16 protein-coding genes are annotated in these 15,856 nt (G+C 64.0%); 5 read left to right on the forward strand and 11 right to left on the reverse strand.

Annotated features, from left to right (window positions below; all coding sequences use genetic code 11):
- Position 1 precedes the first annotated feature (1 nt).
- Positions 2-841, forward strand: a complete 840-nt coding sequence (locus tag AC1KVG_RS09425; RefSeq protein ID WP_481094226.1) for a histidine biosynthesis protein HisIE — start codon at positions 2-4, stop codon at positions 839-841.
- Positions 842-1,186: 345 nt separating this feature from the next.
- Here the strand turns inward: AC1KVG_RS09425 and AC1KVG_RS09430 are convergent, their stop codons facing one another.
- From AC1KVG_RS09430 to AC1KVG_RS09465, 8 genes are all read right to left on the reverse strand, one after another.
- Positions 1,187-1,849, reverse strand: a complete 663-nt coding sequence (locus AC1KVG_RS09430) for a DUF3313 domain-containing protein (protein ID WP_481094227.1) — start codon at positions 1,847-1,849, stop codon at positions 1,187-1,189.
- A 63-nt stretch (positions 1,850-1,912) separates the two neighbouring features.
- Positions 1,913-2,203 carry a hypothetical protein gene (locus AC1KVG_RS09435; RefSeq protein ID WP_481094228.1) on the reverse strand — a complete coding sequence of 97 codons (291 nt, stop codon included), beginning with the start codon at positions 2,201-2,203 and terminating at the stop codon, positions 1,913-1,915.
- 100 nt (positions 2,204-2,303) lie between these two features.
- Complete coding sequence (locus AC1KVG_RS09440) at positions 2,304-3,485, reverse strand: sensor histidine kinase (protein WP_481094229.1); 1,182 nt, start codon at positions 3,483-3,485, stop codon at positions 2,304-2,306.
- Positions 3,482-4,147: a response regulator transcription factor gene (locus tag AC1KVG_RS09445; protein WP_481094230.1), complete on the reverse strand. Its 666-nt coding sequence runs from the start codon at positions 4,145-4,147 to the stop codon at positions 3,482-3,484. Before AC1KVG_RS09445 ends, AC1KVG_RS09440 begins: the two co-directional genes overlap by 4 nt.
- Before the next feature lie 151 nt (positions 4,148-4,298).
- Entirely contained in the window at positions 4,299-5,186 is an 888-nt protein-coding gene (locus AC1KVG_RS09450) for a TIGR01777 family oxidoreductase (RefSeq protein WP_481094231.1), read from the reverse strand.
- A 191-nt stretch (positions 5,187-5,377) separates the two neighbouring features.
- On the reverse strand, positions 5,378-5,971 hold the full coding sequence (locus AC1KVG_RS09455; protein ID WP_006450950.1) for a DUF4142 domain-containing protein: 594 nt from the start codon (positions 5,969-5,971) through the stop codon (positions 5,378-5,380).
- A gap of 99 nt (positions 5,972-6,070) precedes the next feature.
- A complete protein-coding gene (locus tag AC1KVG_RS09460) occupies positions 6,071-6,337 on the reverse strand; it encodes a hypothetical protein (RefSeq protein WP_023905500.1) in 267 nt (88 codons plus the stop codon).
- Between the two features lie 43 nt (positions 6,338-6,380).
- The gene (locus tag AC1KVG_RS09465) at positions 6,381-6,662 is read right to left on the reverse strand and encodes a hypothetical protein (RefSeq protein WP_006450952.1); all 282 of its coding nucleotides are present in this window, start codon (positions 6,660-6,662) and stop codon (positions 6,381-6,383) included.
- A gap of 651 nt (positions 6,663-7,313) precedes the next feature.
- On the opposite strand from AC1KVG_RS09465, the gene AC1KVG_RS09470 reads away from it, so the two are divergent.
- Together AC1KVG_RS09470 and AC1KVG_RS09475 are read left to right on the forward strand one after the other, a co-directional pair.
- Positions 7,314-8,399, forward strand: coding sequence for a DUF3182 family protein (locus AC1KVG_RS09470; protein ID WP_268213054.1), 1,086 nt, complete (start codon positions 7,314-7,316; stop codon positions 8,397-8,399).
- Positions 8,399-9,265, forward strand: a complete 867-nt coding sequence (locus tag AC1KVG_RS09475) for an alpha/beta hydrolase family protein (protein ID WP_481094232.1) — start codon at positions 8,399-8,401, stop codon at positions 9,263-9,265. The genes AC1KVG_RS09470 and AC1KVG_RS09475 overlap by 1 nt, the downstream gene beginning before the upstream one ends.
- Positions 9,266-9,393: 128 nt before the next feature.
- Here AC1KVG_RS09475 and AC1KVG_RS09480 read toward each other — a convergent pair whose 3' ends face one another.
- Both AC1KVG_RS09480 and fabR read right to left on the reverse strand, forming a co-directional pair.
- A complete protein-coding gene (locus AC1KVG_RS09480) occupies positions 9,394-10,215 on the reverse strand; it encodes a hypothetical protein (RefSeq protein WP_481094233.1) in 822 nt (273 codons plus the stop codon).
- 667 nt (positions 10,216-10,882) lie between these two features.
- On the reverse strand, positions 10,883-11,530 hold the full coding sequence (gene fabR, locus AC1KVG_RS09485; protein WP_006449004.1) for an HTH-type transcriptional repressor FabR: 648 nt from the start codon (positions 11,528-11,530) through the stop codon (positions 10,883-10,885).
- 93 nt (positions 11,531-11,623) lie between these two features.
- Between fabR and AC1KVG_RS09490 the strand changes: the two genes are divergently transcribed.
- Together AC1KVG_RS09490 and AC1KVG_RS09495 are read left to right on the forward strand one after the other, a co-directional pair.
- Positions 11,624-12,700, forward strand: coding sequence for a ferredoxin reductase (locus AC1KVG_RS09490; RefSeq protein ID WP_481094234.1), 1,077 nt, complete (start codon positions 11,624-11,626; stop codon positions 12,698-12,700).
- 9 nt (positions 12,701-12,709) lie between these two features.
- Positions 12,710-13,834, forward strand: coding sequence for a fatty acid desaturase family protein (locus tag AC1KVG_RS09495; RefSeq protein ID WP_481094235.1), 1,125 nt, complete (start codon positions 12,710-12,712; stop codon positions 13,832-13,834).
- Between the two features lie 250 nt (positions 13,835-14,084).
- Here AC1KVG_RS09495 and AC1KVG_RS09500 read toward each other — a convergent pair whose 3' ends face one another.
- Complete coding sequence (locus tag AC1KVG_RS09500; protein ID WP_481094236.1) at positions 14,085-15,647, reverse strand: EAL domain-containing protein; 1,563 nt, start codon at positions 15,645-15,647, stop codon at positions 14,085-14,087.
- Between the last annotated feature and the right edge of the window lie 209 nt (positions 15,648-15,856).

Consider the following 15,856-nt stretch of genomic DNA (forward strand, 5'->3'; position numbering starts at 1 on the left):
TATGAGCAACGGTAATGGTGTGACGGCAACCCTGTCCGACGCCGTCGACAGCGTAAAAAGTACAGCCACCGAACTGACCGAAACTATCGCCAGCACCACCAGCGAAGCGGTTGCCAGCGTGCAGGACGCAGCCGGCACGGCGGTGGAAGAGGTCAAGACGCGCGTGGCCAACGCACGCAAGGCCGTGGTCAAGGTCGAAAAACGCGTGGTCAAAAAAGCCAATCAAGCGGCCACTGCCGTCACGCGCAGCGTAGCCAAGACCAAGCGCTCGCTGGTGTCGACCAAAGAGGCTGCCAAGGACAAGCTGACGGCCACCAAAGACGCGGCCAAGCAGAAGCTGAGCACGACCAAAGACGCGGCAAAGCAGAAGTTGACCGCAACCAAGGATGCGGCCAAGCAGAAGCTGACCAGCAGCACCGCTGCCGCCAAGCAGAAACTGGCCAGCACCAAGGCCAGCGCCAAGCAGAAGCTGGAAACCGCCAAGGCCAACGCCAAGGCCGAAGCGGCTGCATTGACTGCCAAGACCGCTGCCAAGAGCGCGGCGCGCAAGAGCGCGGTGGCCAAGGTCGGCGCGCGCTCGGCGGCTAAGAAGGTTGCGGCCAAGTCGGCTGCCGTCAAGAAGCCGGTTGCCAAGACCACGGCCAAGAAAGCGCCAGTGGCCAAGCAGACCGCCACCAAGCAGGCAGCAGTGAAGAAGGCGCCGATCAAGAAGGTGGTGACCAAGACCGCCTTGAAGAAGGCCGCCAAGGTGACCAAGACCCCGGCAACGCGCGCAGTGGCCAAGACCACCGCCGCCCGCAAGGCCGTCGGCAAGAAAGTGGCCAAGCGCGTGACGCGCTGATGCAGCAGCGACGAGAGGGCGCTGCACGCTGACAACGGGTGGGTGTTGCAAACTGATAGAGGCCGGCGCCGTTTGTACAGCGTCGGCCTTTTGCATGGGTTGATCGCTAATGAGGTGATATCGGGCAGTTGGCTAGCACCCCTCGCCAAGCGCGGGACATCAAGCCCCTCTCCCTTCGGGAGAGGGGTTGGGGTGAGGGTACGGGGCGAAGCCCTCGTGTCGTTCCAACTGCACTAGGCTTCGCTCGCACCCTCATCCGGCGCTACGCGCCACCTTCTCCCGGTGGGAGAAGGGAACTGAACGCCGCCGCTTTCCAACTCTCAATTCTCAGTTCGCAACTCCAAGCTACTCCATGCCCTTCACCAACTGCTCGGCACCCTTGCGAATGCCGGCTTTTGCCGCGTCGTATGCACCCAGGCTGGCCTTGATGTTCATCGCGCTCGGATACTGCTTTTCGACATAGGCAGCGAGTAGGCGATTGCTCTGTGCATCGAAGATTTCCACCGCGTAGCTGACCGAGCCGGAGAACGCGCCCTCCTTGCCGCGCGCGGCCTGCACTGCGTTGTAGGAACCGCCGCCGATATCCACCTTCATGAAGGTGCCGAGTACGCGCTTGCTGGGCTTGGCACCGGTCAATGTGATGCGCACACGTAAGCTGTCGCTCTCTGCCGTGGTCGCGCGCTGCCAGCGCTGCCCGATCGCATTGCCGAACTCCTGCTGCATGTAGTCGGCCAACATGCGTTTGTCCTGCTCGGGCACGTCTTCGAATTGCGCGTCCGGGCCGCGATAGATGCTCACCGGCTCGATCAGCGCGGCACGGTAGCGGGTCCAGTCCACTTCGCTCTTGTAGGAATACGGCATGCGGTCGCCGCGGCTGCCGTCGTGCGGGCGCAGATAACTGGCAGACGGCAGTTGGCTATACGGCATCGGACGCGTGCTGGCGCAGCCGATCAGCGTCACGCTAACCATCACGAGCGCGCAGCAACGGACAGAAAAAGAGTGCGACATGAAAAAGTACCTGAAGAAGAAGAGGAAATGGCGTTGCAACAGCACACAGCCGATGGCCAGCGCTCAATGCATCAAGAAACTGGCCAAGGCCAGCGCAAAGACCACCGCTGCGGCAACGAACAACACACTGCTTTTTGCCCAGTGCTGCAGTCGGCGTGCATCGCGCGCGCTGCGGATATCCGGCAACGCGCTCCAGATGTCGCGATTGCGCGTGCCGGTGCGGCCGCAGCGGAATTCCGGCGCAGGCGTCGCAGCATTGACAGCGGTCGTGACGCTGTCGTTGGCGGCGATGTGCGGTGCCAGCAGCGAGACGGTGGCCGGAGCGAGATGGGTGGAACGGATCGAGTGGAACATCACCATGCATCCTGGACGCGTGCGGTGAGTGCACTCTAGGCAAGCGGTTTTGGAAACTTATTGGTATCGTCGGCGCGCCATTGCGGTGCGCGGACTGCAGTCAGCCGCTAATGCGCGCACTGTCGCTGGCAAACACCACGCGCACGCACAGGCCACGCCCCTCGTTGCCTTCGCAGGTTTCGATGGTGGCTTCGTGCAGCCGTGCGATGCCGGCCACCAACGACAGCCCGATACCGCTGCCTTGCACCTCGCTGTCGGCAACCCGGTAAAAGCGTTCGAAGATGGACGCGCGTGCGCTCTCCGGCACGCCGGGGCCGTCATCGCTGACCTGCACGAACGGGTGCAGCACATCGGCGCGCAGGCAATAGCCGCAACTCACTTCAACCGTGCCATGGGTGCGGCCGTAGCGGATGGCGTTGTCGACCAGATTGCGGATCAGGATCCCCACTGCGTCCACATCGCAACGCAGGGTGCACGGTGCGGCTTCCAGCTGCAGGGTGATGTGGCGCGCATCGGCCTGCACGCTGAATTCGTCCAGCACATGGGTGATCAAGTCGCCCATATCGACCTGCTGATACGCCGCCGATGTGATGCCTGCATCCAGCCGCGCCAGGTCCAGTAATTGCTCGGCCAGACGGTTGCTGCGGCGCGCGGTTTCCAGCAGCTGTTGCAGCGCCGCGTCCTTGGCTTCCAGCGTGGGCGCACGCAGCGCGACTTCGGCATAGGCATGCAGCGCCGACAGCGGGGTGCGCAATTCGTGTGCGGCATCGGCAACGAAATCGCGTTCGGCCTGCACGGTTTTTTCCACCCGCGCCAGCAAGGTGTTGAAGGAGCCGATCAGCGGACGGATTTCATCCGGCACCTGGTCCAGCGGCACCGGTTCGGTATCCAGCCCGGTGCGTTGCGCAATGGCGAGCGAAACGGCGCGCAGCGGCCCGAGCGAGGTGCGCACCGCCCACCACATCAACAGGCCCAGGATCGCTAGCTGTGAGGTATTCAACACGATGGCAGTGAGCGTCTGCTTCAGGCTGATGCGCGAGGACGCGTTGCCCATCGGGGTCTGGATGTCTGCCGTGGCTGGAGGGTCTGGGGTATCGAAGCGATGCTCCAGCGTGTCCGGCAACACGGCGATCAATTGATCGCCAAACGTGTTGAGCTCCTGCTCGAACACGCTGTGATGGCCCTGGGTGACCAGTGCGACCAGGATCCACAGCGAGGTGGACCAGCTCAGCAACACGATTGCGGCCAGCGCCGCCAGCATGCGCGCCTGCAGCGATTTCATTCGGGCGCCTTGCCGACCATGTAGCCCTGGCCATAAATGGTGGAGATGAGTTCGTCGCCCAGCTTGCGGCGCAACTGGTGCACATACACCGCGATCATGTTGCTGCCGCCTTCGGACGGGCCGCCGTAGACGCCTTCTTCCAGCTGATCCTTGGTGACCACGCGCCCGGCGCGTTCCATCAACGCGAGCAGCAGGCGGTATTCGTGCGCGCTCAGTGCCACCCACTTGCCGTCCCTGGTGACCTTGCGGCTGCTCGGGTCCACGCAGACATCGCCCTGAGTGAGCAGCGGCACCACGCGGCCCTGGCTGCGCCGGGTGATTGCGCGCAGCCGCGCCATCAGCTCATCGAACTGGAAGGGTTTCACCAGGTAATCGTCGGCGCCGGCATCCAGGCCGCGGATGCGGTCGGTGAGCTGGCCGCGCGCCGTCAGAGCGATCACCGGGGTGGCGTCGTACTGGCCGCGCATGAAGCGGATCACGGTCAGCCCGGACTCGCCGGGCAAGCCGATATCCAGCAGCACTGCCGTGTAGCGATGGTCCACCAGCGCGGTCTTGGCGGCGTTGGCACTACCGACATGGTCGATGGTCCAGGACTGCTGGCGCACGCCGGCGCAGATCGCGTTGGCCAGCATTGTGTCGTCTTCGACGAGGAGCAGGTGCATAGAGGTTCCGCCGGGCACGGGGCCAGTCCGAGATGCGCGCCACTGTCGGAGGTCGCCATTAGGCAAATATTAGTGCATGGCCCAGGCGCGCATTCCAGCGCGGCCAGCGGCGTTGTCCCGGTGGCCGAAGTCACCGGGCCGGTGGCGCAGCTCAGCGCTGCAGGATGGCGCGCAACGCCGCTTCCAGGCCTGGGTACTGGAAGCGGAAGCCGGCAGCCAGCGCACGCTGCGGCAGCACCCGCTGGCTGATCAGCAGCAGCTCGGCCATTTCGCCGAAGCCCAGCCGCAGCAGGCCGGCGGGCAGCGCCAGCAGCGCCGGGCGGTGCAGCACCCGGGCCAGCGTGCGCGCGAACTCGGCGTTGGTGACCGGGGTCGGTGCAGTGGCGTTGTAGGCGCCGGCTTCGCCGTGCTCGAGCAGCCACAGCAGCAACGCGACCATGTCGACGCGGTGGATCCAGCTCATCCAGTGGCCGCCATTGCCGAACGGGCCGCCGCCGCCAAAGCGGAACGCGGGCAGCATGCGCGCCAGCGCGCCGCCATCGCGGTCGAGCACGATGCCGGTGCGCACCCAGCTCACGCGCGGGCCCAGCGCGGCGATCTTGGCCGCTTCGGCCTCCCAGTCGCGACACAACACGGCGGAAAAATCGTCGCCGGCGCTGTCGGCTTCGGTCAGCGCGGTGTCGCCACGTTCGCCGTAATAGCCCACCGCCGAGCCGGAGATCAGCACGGACGGGCGCTGCTCGGCCGGTTGCTGCGCGATCCAGGCCTGCAGTTGCCGGGTGATGCCCAGCCGCGATGCGCGAAATTGCTGCTTGCGTGCCTCGGTCCAGCGGCCGGCCGCCAGCGGCTCGCCGGCCAGGTTGATGACGGCATCGGCTTGCACGCCGTCCAGCGTCTCCACGGCAGTGATGCCGGGCAGGGTGCGGTTGGCGCGGCGGGGATCGCGCGTCAGTACGCTGACCTGATGCCCGGCGCGCAGCAATGCCGTGCACAGTGCCTGGCCGATAAAGCCGGTGCCGCCGGTGATGAGCAACTGCATGGTGGAGATTCCTGGGCCAAGGCGATGCGGCACGATAGGCCAGGGTGGACGGCAGCGGAGTGAAGTCGATGCCTTGCCGGTGCTGCGATCGGATCACGGCGTGTTGCACCGAGGTGATCGCTGCGCGCAGCCCAAACGCAAACGCGCCGGACCAGCCGGCGCGTTGCGCGATCGCTAAACCAGCCGGGCGCTTACTTCGACGAAGACACCGCGTGGGCGCGCTCGAAGTGCGCCGACACGACGCGGCGGCTTTCTTCCAGATGCTGCTTGACCGCAGCGCTTTCGGCGGCGGGCAGCAGTTCGGAGTCGATGATCTTGATGGTGTCGCCATGGTCGATGACCATGGTGCGCATGAAGCCGTTGCGATATGCATCCTTGCCGTCGGGAAGGGTCAAGGTCTGCGACAGCGCATCAGCGGAAGCCTTGCCCTTGGCGCGCATCGCATCGGCGCGCGCGCTGCCGGTGGCACCCAAGGCCTTGCACTTTTCGAGATTGGCTTCGTGGTCGTGCAGCATCTGCTTGGCGAATGCGTCGGTGGCGCCGCCCATGTCCTGCGCGATGGCCTGCTTGGCCAGCGCGATTTCGTTTTCATCCAGCGCCGCCAGCACGCCCAGCACTGCGCCATCGCCCTTGGCCAATTCGGCTGCGCCGGTGCCGCTGACCGGTGCGGCAGTGGGTTCCGGCGACACCGCCGGTGCGGTGCGCGAGGCATCGCCGCCGGGGCGATCACATGCGGTAAGCGTCAGCATGGCGAACAACGAGGTAGCAACAAGAAGGGATTTCATGGACGTCCTGAGCGTTGAAGAAACCGCCGGCAGGTGCCGACGGCAAAATGCAAAGGAGCCGCTGTGCGGCTCCGATAATGCGCGGGGGGAGTTATGCACTCACGCCCACTGGGTCTGGGCTACTGACCCGAGGCCCATCGGCCTGGCCGGTGCATGCACTGCGTCCTGCGCGCTGCGACAGATACGCGTCATGCGTGCGGTGCGTTCGCGAATCACCGCGTGTTCGCTGGCCGGCGCACTGCCCAACAGACTGGCCACATGAAAGCCAAGGATGTCCTCCGCGCGGTCGCCCTGGTCGCTGACGATGTGCGGTACCAACCGCTCCAATCGTTCCAGCTCCTGCTGCACTTGATACGGGGTTTTCATGACGTTCTCCAATGAATAACGGGTCCTGCTGACACTGACGTACTCAACTATTGCGCATGCCCAGACGCTGCCAGCAATCGGTGGCCAATTGTTCGTAATTGGACTGGGTGTTGGATGAAATGAAGTGATGTTCCAGGCGGTCGCGAAACAATCGCAGACGCTCCTGATCACTTGAACGCGGTGCCTGCAAATAGATATCGCAGGCCATTTTCACCACCGGTGACAACTCGCTGAACTTGCCTGCACCAAGGTTGCCCTGGGCATGCCGCGCCTGCCAATGCGCGATTTCGGCTTGTACATCGATAACGGAGGGGTCTCTGCTCATGACTTCGGGTGGTCCGGGTTAAACAAACTTGACGTGCAGGGTAACTGCGGGTATGTCAACGAATGATCATCGAACGCGACCATTGGCTCTTCGTGCGGCCGTATTGCCTTAATTGGTCAGCGTGTTCATGGATCTCTACACGCTGCATATGCACTGCGGCCTACATGCGAATTCCAGCGTCGACCGGCACTGACCACATGCGGCTCGTGCACCGGCCTGTATCACTTTGAGCGGATCGATGCGCCGCGCAAACGAGCGCAGCGCAAAGATGAATGCGACAAATTGCGCTAGAAACAGCCGTGTTTTACGGAAGATTCTGAACCGCTCTACACCTGTGTAACGTCTGATCCGTAAGCTCTGCAGCGACGTAATGGAGAGAGCACCCAGGATGCAGGACAGCGAAAGTAGTCGCAGCAAGCCGCAGCACGCCAGCGGCACATCGGAAGCACGCGTGTGGTGGCATGCATTGTTGGAGTTGCGTGGCGGGCGCGTCGCCATCAGCCTAGTCGTGGTGCTTGTGATTGTGCTTGGGGTCTACCTGGTACTGAAGTGAAACGCTAACGCAACCCGCGTGCGGTAACGCATTGCAGGTTTCAGGTGCGCGATTAGAGCCAGAACGATCAAGCGGCCGAGCGCCGCGAGGGGAACGTCATGGCACACAAGCAGTATCGGCAGGTGCTGGGACATGTCACGCGTCTGGTGCCCGAACACGGCCATGAGCGGATCACGCATGCGTGGGTGTGCAGCGAAATTGAACGCTTGCTGGGCGCGCATGATGCAACAGCGGCCGTTGATGATGCCGCAGTCTTCCATGTGCCAGACGAGACCCTGACCACCGAGCAGGCGCATGGCCTGGGAATCGACGACAACGGCGATCTGCTGGGCGGCATCGTGCCGCACGCGTTTCTGGCGACCAAAGTGATTGGCCATCCGCTGATCGCCGACGATGCGGCCAGCATCCCTGGCTGGAATCAGGCGCTGGCCACAGCGCTGATCCCGGCTACGCTACCGGGCTACACGGTGTTTTCGCGTGCCGATGCCGAGCACGCACTGGATGCATTGCTGCCAGGCGGAGGGGTGCGACTCAAGTTGCCGACCGGCGTCGGTGGCAATGGTCAATGGCGCATCGCCAGTGCCGCACAGCTGGCAGATGCACTGGACAGCCTGCCTGATTGCTATCTTGCGACGCACGGCGCCGTGCTGGAGCGCAACGTCCTGCATGCAGTCACGCATAGCGTTGGCGAGTTGTGTGTTGCCGGAATTCAGATCGCCTATTTCGGCACGCAATGCAACGTGCGCAACGCGCAGGATGACGAGGTCTACGGCGGCTCGTCGCTGCAGGTGTATCGCGGATCGCTCGAAGCGCTGGCCGCCACCGCGCTGTCGGCGTTGCAGAAACATGTGGTCGAACAGGCCTGCAGATACGATCGATTCATCACCGCCGCCTACCCTGAGTTGCACATCTCGCGCCGCAATTACGATGTGGTCAGCGGTGAAGATGCGCAGGCTGGGATGATCTGCGGCGTGCTGGAGCAATCCTGGCGGGTCGGTGGCGCCACCCCGGCCGAGCTCGCTGCAATCGCCCGCTTTCAGCAAGACCCGGCGCTGCAATGGGTGACAGCATCCACGCATGAGATCTATCAGGGCGAACCGCCGGCCGATGCGCAGATCTACTACCGCGCCGAGCATGCCGGGCCAGGTCCGCGCTACAAATACAGGAGGGTATCCAGCACCTAATGGAAGCCAAACTTTCCAGCATCCAAATTCCTGTCGACCAGGACGCACTCAGCGGCACCTTGCTCACGCCGTCTGGCATGCCGGCCGTGTTGTTCGTGCACGGCTGGGGTGGCAGCCAGCACCACAATCTGCTGCGCGCACGCGAGGCGGTGGGCCTGGGCTGCATCTGCATGACCTTCGACCTGCGTGGTCACGAGGGCTACGCCTCGATGCGCCAGACCGTGACGCGTGCGCAGAACCTGGACGACATCAAGGCCGCCTACGATCAGCTCGCGCATCTGCCGTATGTGGATGCGCAGTCGATCGCCGTGGTTGGGCTGAGCTACGGCGGTTATCTGTCTGCGCTGCTGACGCGCGAGCGCCCGGTGGAATGGCTGGCATTGCGCTCGCCTGCACTCTACAAGGACGAACATTGGGACCACCCCAAGGTCAGCCTCAATGCCGATCCGGAGTTGATGGACTACCGCCAGCGCACACTGACGCCCGATGACAACATCGCCCTGGCCGCCTGCGCGCAGTACAAGGGCGATGTGCTGCTGGTGGAAGCAGAAAACGATGTGATTGTGCCGCACCCGGTGTTGCGCAATTACGCCGATGCCTTCGTCAATGCGCGCTCGCTGAGTACGCGTGTGATTGCCGGCGCCGACCATGCCTTGAGCGTCAAGGAGCATCAACAGTATTACACGCGCGCATTGATCGACTGGTTGACCGAAAAGGTTGTCGGGCGTCGGATCGCGTTGGCCAAGGAAGTGGTGGCTGCACGCAAGCAGTTGCTCAAGGAGCAGGGCGACGCGGTGTCGTCTTCAGCGCAGGGCGCGCGTGAGTTTCTTGGCGATATCCGGGCAGTGGAAAAGACCTCCGGTTGATCTGGAGCAGTGGCTGATCACGCAATGCTCGATCATCATGAACGCGCGGCAAAAAGAACGGGCCCATTGGCCCGTTCTTTTTATTACGCTCGCGCTTTCACTGCAGTGAAGCGCTGGATCGAGACGAGTTACACGCGTGGATCGGTCGGGTTACGACGTGTGGCTTCGTCGTGATGCTCGGAGTCGAATGCCTCGCGCACGGCATGCTTGGCCTTTTCCCAGCTCAGACGCGAATTGGACTTGAAGCGGTCCCAGCCATCGCCCAGGTCGCGTTCCAGATGGTCATCCCACTGGCGGCCGGCGTGCTGCTGGCGTGCCTGCATGCCGTAGCGATACGCCGGGCGATAATCGTCGTACGAATAGTCGGCATCGCGATAACCTGCGCTGTCGAAGCGACCTTCGTAATGCGTGTCGCCATCGCGATACACGCTGTGCGTGCGATCGGCGCGCTCCCAGGCATCGCGTGCAGCCAGACGTGCATCGTCCCACTCCAGACGCGATTCGCCACGATTACGTGGCCACTCGCCGGCCAGGGTCGCTTCGGTTTCTTCCCAGGTGCTGGTCGGACGCGTTTCGCGTGCCTGCAGACCGAACCCGTAAACCGTTGCGTAATCGCGATCGTAATCGGTACCTTCCTTGTAGTAAGGACGGTTCTGATGTTCCTGGCGCCAGTATTCGGACTCGACGGTCGGGTCCAGGCGTTCCGCCACGCCCTTGCCGGCAGCAGCACCAGCCACAACACCGACTGCCGCACCGATCAAGGTCCCCAGCGGGCCGAACACGGTGCCGGCCAACGCGCCTGCTGCAGCGCCGCCCGCGATGCCACCAACGCCCACGCCAACCGGATGCGATCCGGGCGCACCGGAGATCGGGTCACGATTCGAATCCTGTGCTTCTGCTGCGCGTTCCTGCTTATCCAGCTTGTCTAGATTGCTGTCGTGATTGGTCATGTCGTCTCCGGCTGTCTGGTGGATGCGGTCTGTGGATACAGATCGCCAACGTGGCGCCACCATGTCCATGCAGGAGTGAAACGCGTGTGCGTAGATGTGAGCATCATCGCGACATGCCTGAACTGTGCACGAGTGCAGTGCGGATGAGGTTGGTGACATACCGCTGCAACATTCCCGCGGAAATTAAGAGGCATGCGCGGTTTTTTTGCTTTCTCCCTTGATGACAGCAATGGCGTCTACAGAAGACCTCAATCAAGTTTTCGAGCCGACAACTTAGAGCCTCCAAGCCGCGTTAGCAGAGGGCGAGGTGCCTTCAACGCTAGTGGGACACGCCGTGAATCTATCGATGCCGCCAAAGAGTCCTGCAAGCGGTGAGGACATCGCACCAGAAAACTTGCAGGTTGCTTTGTTGAAAAATGCACACCGACCATCTCGACTGGTCCTTGCCGGCCTACCATCGCGGGACCTTACGCGGCATGGATGCCGCGTAAGAGCCTACACGGACGTACTTGCGGCGTGTCCCGCGATGGTAGGCCGGCAAGGGCCCTGCAGAAAAGCTGAAGATCAACCGCTCTACAACTGATCTATCCGCGCCATCCAACCGCTTCAAGACAACCCAGATTTCGAGTTGCAGCGTCGGTTTTTAGATGCGAAAGCACACGCACACTCAACCGCCGTGCGTACCCAGCGTGCGTGCGCCGGTCAGGATCATGCGCAGCATCTGCGAGATCTGCTCGACCAGTTCGGGATCTTTTTCCGGCGGCGAATCCATCGCCACTGCGCCCATCGCAAATACCAGCCGGGTGATCGCCTTGGACACCAGTGCCGGTGCGTGCAGCTTGGCGTTGTCGGCGGCCGCCAGGCGGATCAGGTCCACGCGCAGCTCGTCTTCGAAATAGCTGAGCTCGCGCTCCACCGCCTGCTTGAACGCATCCGAGCCCACTGCACCTTCGCGCAGCAGCACGTGCAGCAATTTGTCGTCGGCGCGCAGTTGTTCCATGAACGCCTCGACCGAGACGCGGATGACGCTGCGGTCGGTGGAGGTGGCGCGTTGGCGGGCCTGGCCGATGATGGTGCGCAGCGAGCGCCCGGCCAAGTCGATCAAGGCCACGGCGAGCTCGTCCATGTCGCGGAACTGGCGATAGAAGCTGTTGGGCGCGATGCCGGCTTCGCGTGCCACCTCGCGCAGGCTCAGCGTGGACAGGCTGCGGTGCGGGCCGATCAGCGACAGCGCTGCGGCGATCAGATCCTCGCGTGAAATCGCCGGCTTGCGTGACGGCGGCGCGTCGTGGGAAGGCAGGGCGATGGAGGTCATGAGGCTGCGGCCGGTCGTGGGGATGAATCATAGCCCCTTCGGCCGATATACAACTGTATACACGCCTGTGCATGCGTGCGTATAGTGCAATCCATGAACCTGGCATCTCCTCCCAAGTCCAAGTCCCCGTTGCCGACGCGCCTGGCGCGCCGGCTGGTGTCGCCGCAGTTGTTCGACTTCTGGGCAACCCGGCTCAACCCCTTGTGGACCCTGGAGCGGCCGATGGCCCGCCTGGTCGCGCGCACGGCGGCCAGCCGCGACGCAGTGACCCTGGTGTTGCAGCCCAATGGCCACTGGCAGGGTCTGCGTGCGGGCCAGCACGTGAGCCTGGGCGTGGAGATCGATGGCCGCCGCCTGCTGCGCAGCTACAGCCCGACCGTGCTGGCCGATGGCCGCCTGGCGATCACCGTCAAGGCGATCGAGGGCGGGCTGGTGAGTCGCTACCTGGCTAGCGATGCGGCCATCGGCACGGTGGTCTCGCTGGAGCCGGCCTTCGGCGACATGCTGCTGCCGACCATGCCCACCCCTTTGTTGCTGCTGGCCGCCGGCTCGGGCATCACCCCGATGCGCGCGCTGCTGCAGGCCGCCGCGCAGGCGGGCATGCCGATTGAGGTGGACCTGCTGTACTGGGTGCGCCAGCGCGACGAAGCCTGTTTTGTCGAAGAATTCGAAGCGCTGGCGGCCGCGCATCCGCGCCTGCGCGTGCGTTTGCTGACCACCCGCGAAGGCGAAGTGCCGGCTGCGCGCGTGGATACCTATCCGTTGGAGCAGATCGCCGATCTTTCCAACCGTCACGTCATGGTCTGCGGCCCGGGCGGTTTTGTGCAGGCGGCGCGCGAGCGCTTGCAGGGGCGCGTGGCCGCGTTTCAGGCCGAAGCCTTCAGCGTCCCGACGCTGGACGATGGCGAGGCCGGTCAGGTGCAGGTGCAGCTGTCACGCAGCGGCCGTACGCTCACCCTGCCGCGCGGCCAGTCGCTGCTGGAAGGCCTGGAAGCGCAAGGCCTGCGGCCCAAACACGGCTGCCGCATGGGCATCTGCAACAGCTGTGCCTGCGCGCGCCAAGCCGGCACCACGCGCCACCTGTTGACCGGTGAGCGCAGCAACGAACCCACCGCACAGGTCCGCCTGTGCATCAGTGCCCCGAGCACTGACCTGATCCTGGATCTGTAAGGAATCTTCATGAGCCGAGTCCATAACCGTTCTCTGTCCGCTGCCGAACTGCAGTCGTTTGGCGACGAACTCGATGCCATCCGCGCCCGCGTGCAGGCCCAGGTCGGCGCCGACGATGCGCGCTACATCCGCCGCATCGTGGCGGCGGTGCGCTGGACCGGTGTGGCCGGTCGCGCGCTGCTGTTTCTGGGCGCGTTCGTGCATAGCGTGCTGATTCCGGCGTGGATTGCCGGCGTGGTGCTGCTGACCCTGTCCAAGATCCTGGAGAACATGGAGCTGGGCCATAACGTCATGCACGGCCAGTACGACTGGATGGGCGACCCGCAGCTCAACGGCAATACCTACGAGTGGGACATCGTTGCCACCGGCGACAACTGGCGCAAGACGCACAACTTCAAGCACCACACCTACACCAACGTGCGCGGCATGGACGACGACATCGGCTACGGCCTGCTGCGCATCTTCCCCGAGCAGCGCTGGCGCCCGTTCTACCTGCTGCAGCCGTTTGTGGCGGTGTTCTTCGCGCTGCTGTTCGAATGGGGCGTGGCGATCCAGGACCTGCGCCTGGGCCGCTGGTTTGCCGGCAAGATGAAAGCCGCAGAGCTGCGCGCTTCGTTTCTTCCGGTGGGCCGCAAGATGGGCCGCCAGATGCTCAAGGATTACATTGTGTTCCCGCTGCTGGCCGGCCCGTTCTTCCTGACCGTGCTGCTGGGCAATCTCGCCGCCAACGTACTGCGCAGCATCTGGACCTTCGTGATCATCTTTTGCGGCCACTTCACCGCCGATGCGGAAGTGTTCCCGAAGGAATCGATCCGCAACGAGTCGCGCGGCCATTGGTATCTGCGTCAGCTGCGTGGCTCGTCGAATCTGACTGGCGGCAAGCTGATGAACGTGCTGTCGGGCAATCTGAGCCACCAGATCGAGCATCACTTCTACCCGGACCTGCCGGCCAACCGCTATGCGCAGATTGCCGTGGAAGTGAAGCAGATCTGTGCGCGTTACGGCCAGCACTACAACACCGGTTCGCTGCCGCGTCAGTTCGGTCAGGTGATGTGGCGGATCGTGCGCCATGCCTTCCCGAGCCGGCCCAAGCCGGTACGCCGCCAACGCGAAGGCTCCTTGCAGAGCGCCTGATCAGGCAAAGCGCCTGATCAACGTGATCAAAAAGGGTCGCCATCGGCGGCCCTTTTTGTTGGGTCAGCGAAGTGGTCGCCATACGACGTTGCGCATCGTCGCGCGGGCGCGGTCGTTACATGCGGTAGCGGTGAACCACTCCGCTGCGATTCGAGCCTGCCGTTTGCGCATACCGGCAACCGCTGCGCCTGGTTGGTTGGCGGCGCGCAGTGCCGGCTCAGGTCAGGGTGTGGCGGCGCACCGCCTCCGGTCAGTGTGCGGCGCCGCGCATCAGGGCGTGATACGCGATGAAACCGGTCGCCGGCAGCGCGCGCGAGAACAGCCAGCCCTGCGCCAGATCCACGCCATGCGCGCGCAGATAGTCCAGCTGCTCCTGGCGCTCCACGCCTTCGGCGATGGTGCGCAACTTCAGCGTCTTGGCCATGTCGATGATGTGCGAGGTCACCGCACTGGTAGCCGAGTGGGTGCCAATGGTGTCCACGAACGACTTGTCGATCTTTAATGCATCCAGCGGCAGCCCTTGCAGGTACTGCAGGCTCGAATAGCCGGTGCCGAAGTCATCGATCGACACCGTGTGGCCGGCGCCGCGCAGGTGGGTGATGGTGGCGCGTGCCGCATCGATATCCATCAGGCTGCGCTCGGTGGCCTCCACCCACAGCTGTCCGCTGTCCACGCCGGTGCCGCGCAGTGCTTGCGCCAGCACGGTCTGCACGCGGCCGCTCTTGATGTCGCCGGCCGAGACGTTGATGGCCACATGCAGGGACGGAATCGCCGCCAGGGTCGGGCCGAGTTCGCGGATGACTTCGGCCACCACCATGTCGGTGATCGGCAGGATCAGACCGCTCTCTTCGGCCAGCGGGATGAAGGCATCGGGCGGGATCAGCACGCCATCGGATTGCTGCCAGCGCACCAGTGCCTCGGCACCGACGCAGGCCCCGCTATCGAGCGCGATGATCGGCTGGTAGTGCACGATGAATTCGCCGCGCTGCACCGCGCTTTCCAGCCGTGCCAAGGGCGACAGCCGCCGCCGCGAAACCCAGATCACCAGGCTGACCAGCAGCAGCGCCAATGCGATGCCGACCGGCACCGTCTGCAGGCGTGCCGCCGCCAGTGGACCACGAAGGTAAGTGGCCGGTTCGGTGACCACCGCAGCCCAGTCGCCACGGCGGTCGCGGCCGGACAAGACCTGCGTCTGCGTTGCGTCTGCGCTGGATGTATCGGGCAACGGCTCGATCAACAATTGCTCGGCGGCGATATCGGTACTGCTCAGGATCTGCCCGGTCGGGGTGCCGATCGCCAGTTGCAAGCCGGGCGGGATATTGATGTCGGTGAGGGTGGCCGGATTGATCAACACGTTGTAGTCGTCCAGCTGCAGCGCCATCAGCGGGTGCTGCGGATTGGCCAGCGGACGCAGGCGGGTGGTCACCTCAATGCCGCGCTTGACCACGAAATCCGGGGTGGACTGTGGAATGGCCTCTGGCAACGGCCCCCACGAAGTGCAGCGCAAACGGCGCTGCTGAAAATGCCCCAGCTCCACGATGTAATGACTGGTCAGCACCAAGGCGCGCATCTGCGCCAGATGCTCAGGTGAACAGCGCGGCAGCTGCGAGCCAGCCATGTTCACCAGCGCGCCGTGCGCTTCGTCGAAAGCGGCTTCGGTGCGCCGGATCGACAACGCCGCCAGCTGGCTGAGCCTGCTCTGCTCGCGATCCAGCGCCAGCCGCCACGCCAGGTAATAGGACAGGCTGATCGGAAGGGTTGCGCATAGCACCACCAGCAACACGGTCACACTGATGATGCGTTGTCGCTTCACCTCATCCCCCGCATCTGCATGGCGGCCAGCTCACGCAGTGCGCCCTGGACAGTGCGCGGCAGATGCGCATTGCCGAGCAATCGGCACAGCGAATGCGCCGCGCGCACGGAGGCCCGACGCGAGCATGGTGACGACAGGAGACATGGACTGATGAGGCTGCACGTCGCGAATGTACGACACGCGCGTGCATTGCGCGCGTCCTCGGAGCG

The organism is Xanthomonas sp. NCPPB 3959 (assembly GCF_056675575.1).

Coding starts and splice junctions, on each gene's coding strand:
- AC1KVG_RS09455 (WP_006450950.1), bottom strand. CDS start 5,971: ATGAAATCCCTTCTTGTTGCTACCTCGTTGTTCGCCATGCTGACGCTT.
- AC1KVG_RS09495 (WP_481094235.1), top strand. CDS start 12,710: ATGAGCCGAGTCCATAACCGTTCTCTGTCCGCTGCCGAACTGCAGTCG.
- AC1KVG_RS09475 (WP_481094232.1), top strand. CDS start 8,399: ATGGAAGCCAAACTTTCCAGCATCCAAATTCCTGTCGACCAGGACGCA.
- AC1KVG_RS09450 (WP_481094231.1), bottom strand. CDS start 5,186: ATGCAGTTGCTCATCACCGGCGGCACCGGCTTTATCGGCCAGGCACTG.
- AC1KVG_RS09425 (WP_481094226.1), top strand. CDS start 2: ATGAGCAACGGTAATGGTGTGACGGCAACCCTGTCCGACGCCGTCGAC.
- AC1KVG_RS09490 (WP_481094234.1), top strand. CDS start 11,624: ATGAACCTGGCATCTCCTCCCAAGTCCAAGTCCCCGTTGCCGACGCGC.
- AC1KVG_RS09465 (WP_006450952.1), bottom strand. CDS start 6,662: ATGAGCAGAGACCCCTCCGTTATCGATGTACAAGCCGAAATCGCGCAT.
- AC1KVG_RS09430 (WP_481094227.1), bottom strand. CDS start 1,849: ATGTCGCACTCTTTTTCTGTCCGTTGCTGCGCGCTCGTGATGGTTAGC.
- AC1KVG_RS09440 (WP_481094229.1), bottom strand. CDS start 3,485: ATGAAATCGCTGCAGGCGCGCATGCTGGCGGCGCTGGCCGCAATCGTG.
- AC1KVG_RS09480 (WP_481094233.1), bottom strand. CDS start 10,215: ATGACCAATCACGACAGCAATCTAGACAAGCTGGATAAGCAGGAACGC.
- AC1KVG_RS09435 (WP_481094228.1), bottom strand. CDS start 2,203: ATGTTCCACTCGATCCGTTCCACCCATCTCGCTCCGGCCACCGTCTCG.
- AC1KVG_RS09445 (WP_481094230.1), bottom strand. CDS start 4,147: ATGCACCTGCTCCTCGTCGAAGACGACACAATGCTGGCCAACGCGATC.
- AC1KVG_RS09460 (WP_023905500.1), bottom strand. CDS start 6,337: ATGAAAACCCCGTATCAAGTGCAGCAGGAGCTGGAACGATTGGAGCGG.
- AC1KVG_RS09470 (WP_268213054.1), top strand. CDS start 7,314: ATGGCACACAAGCAGTATCGGCAGGTGCTGGGACATGTCACGCGTCTG.
- fabR (WP_006449004.1), bottom strand. CDS start 11,530: ATGACCTCCATCGCCCTGCCTTCCCACGACGCGCCGCCGTCACGCAAG.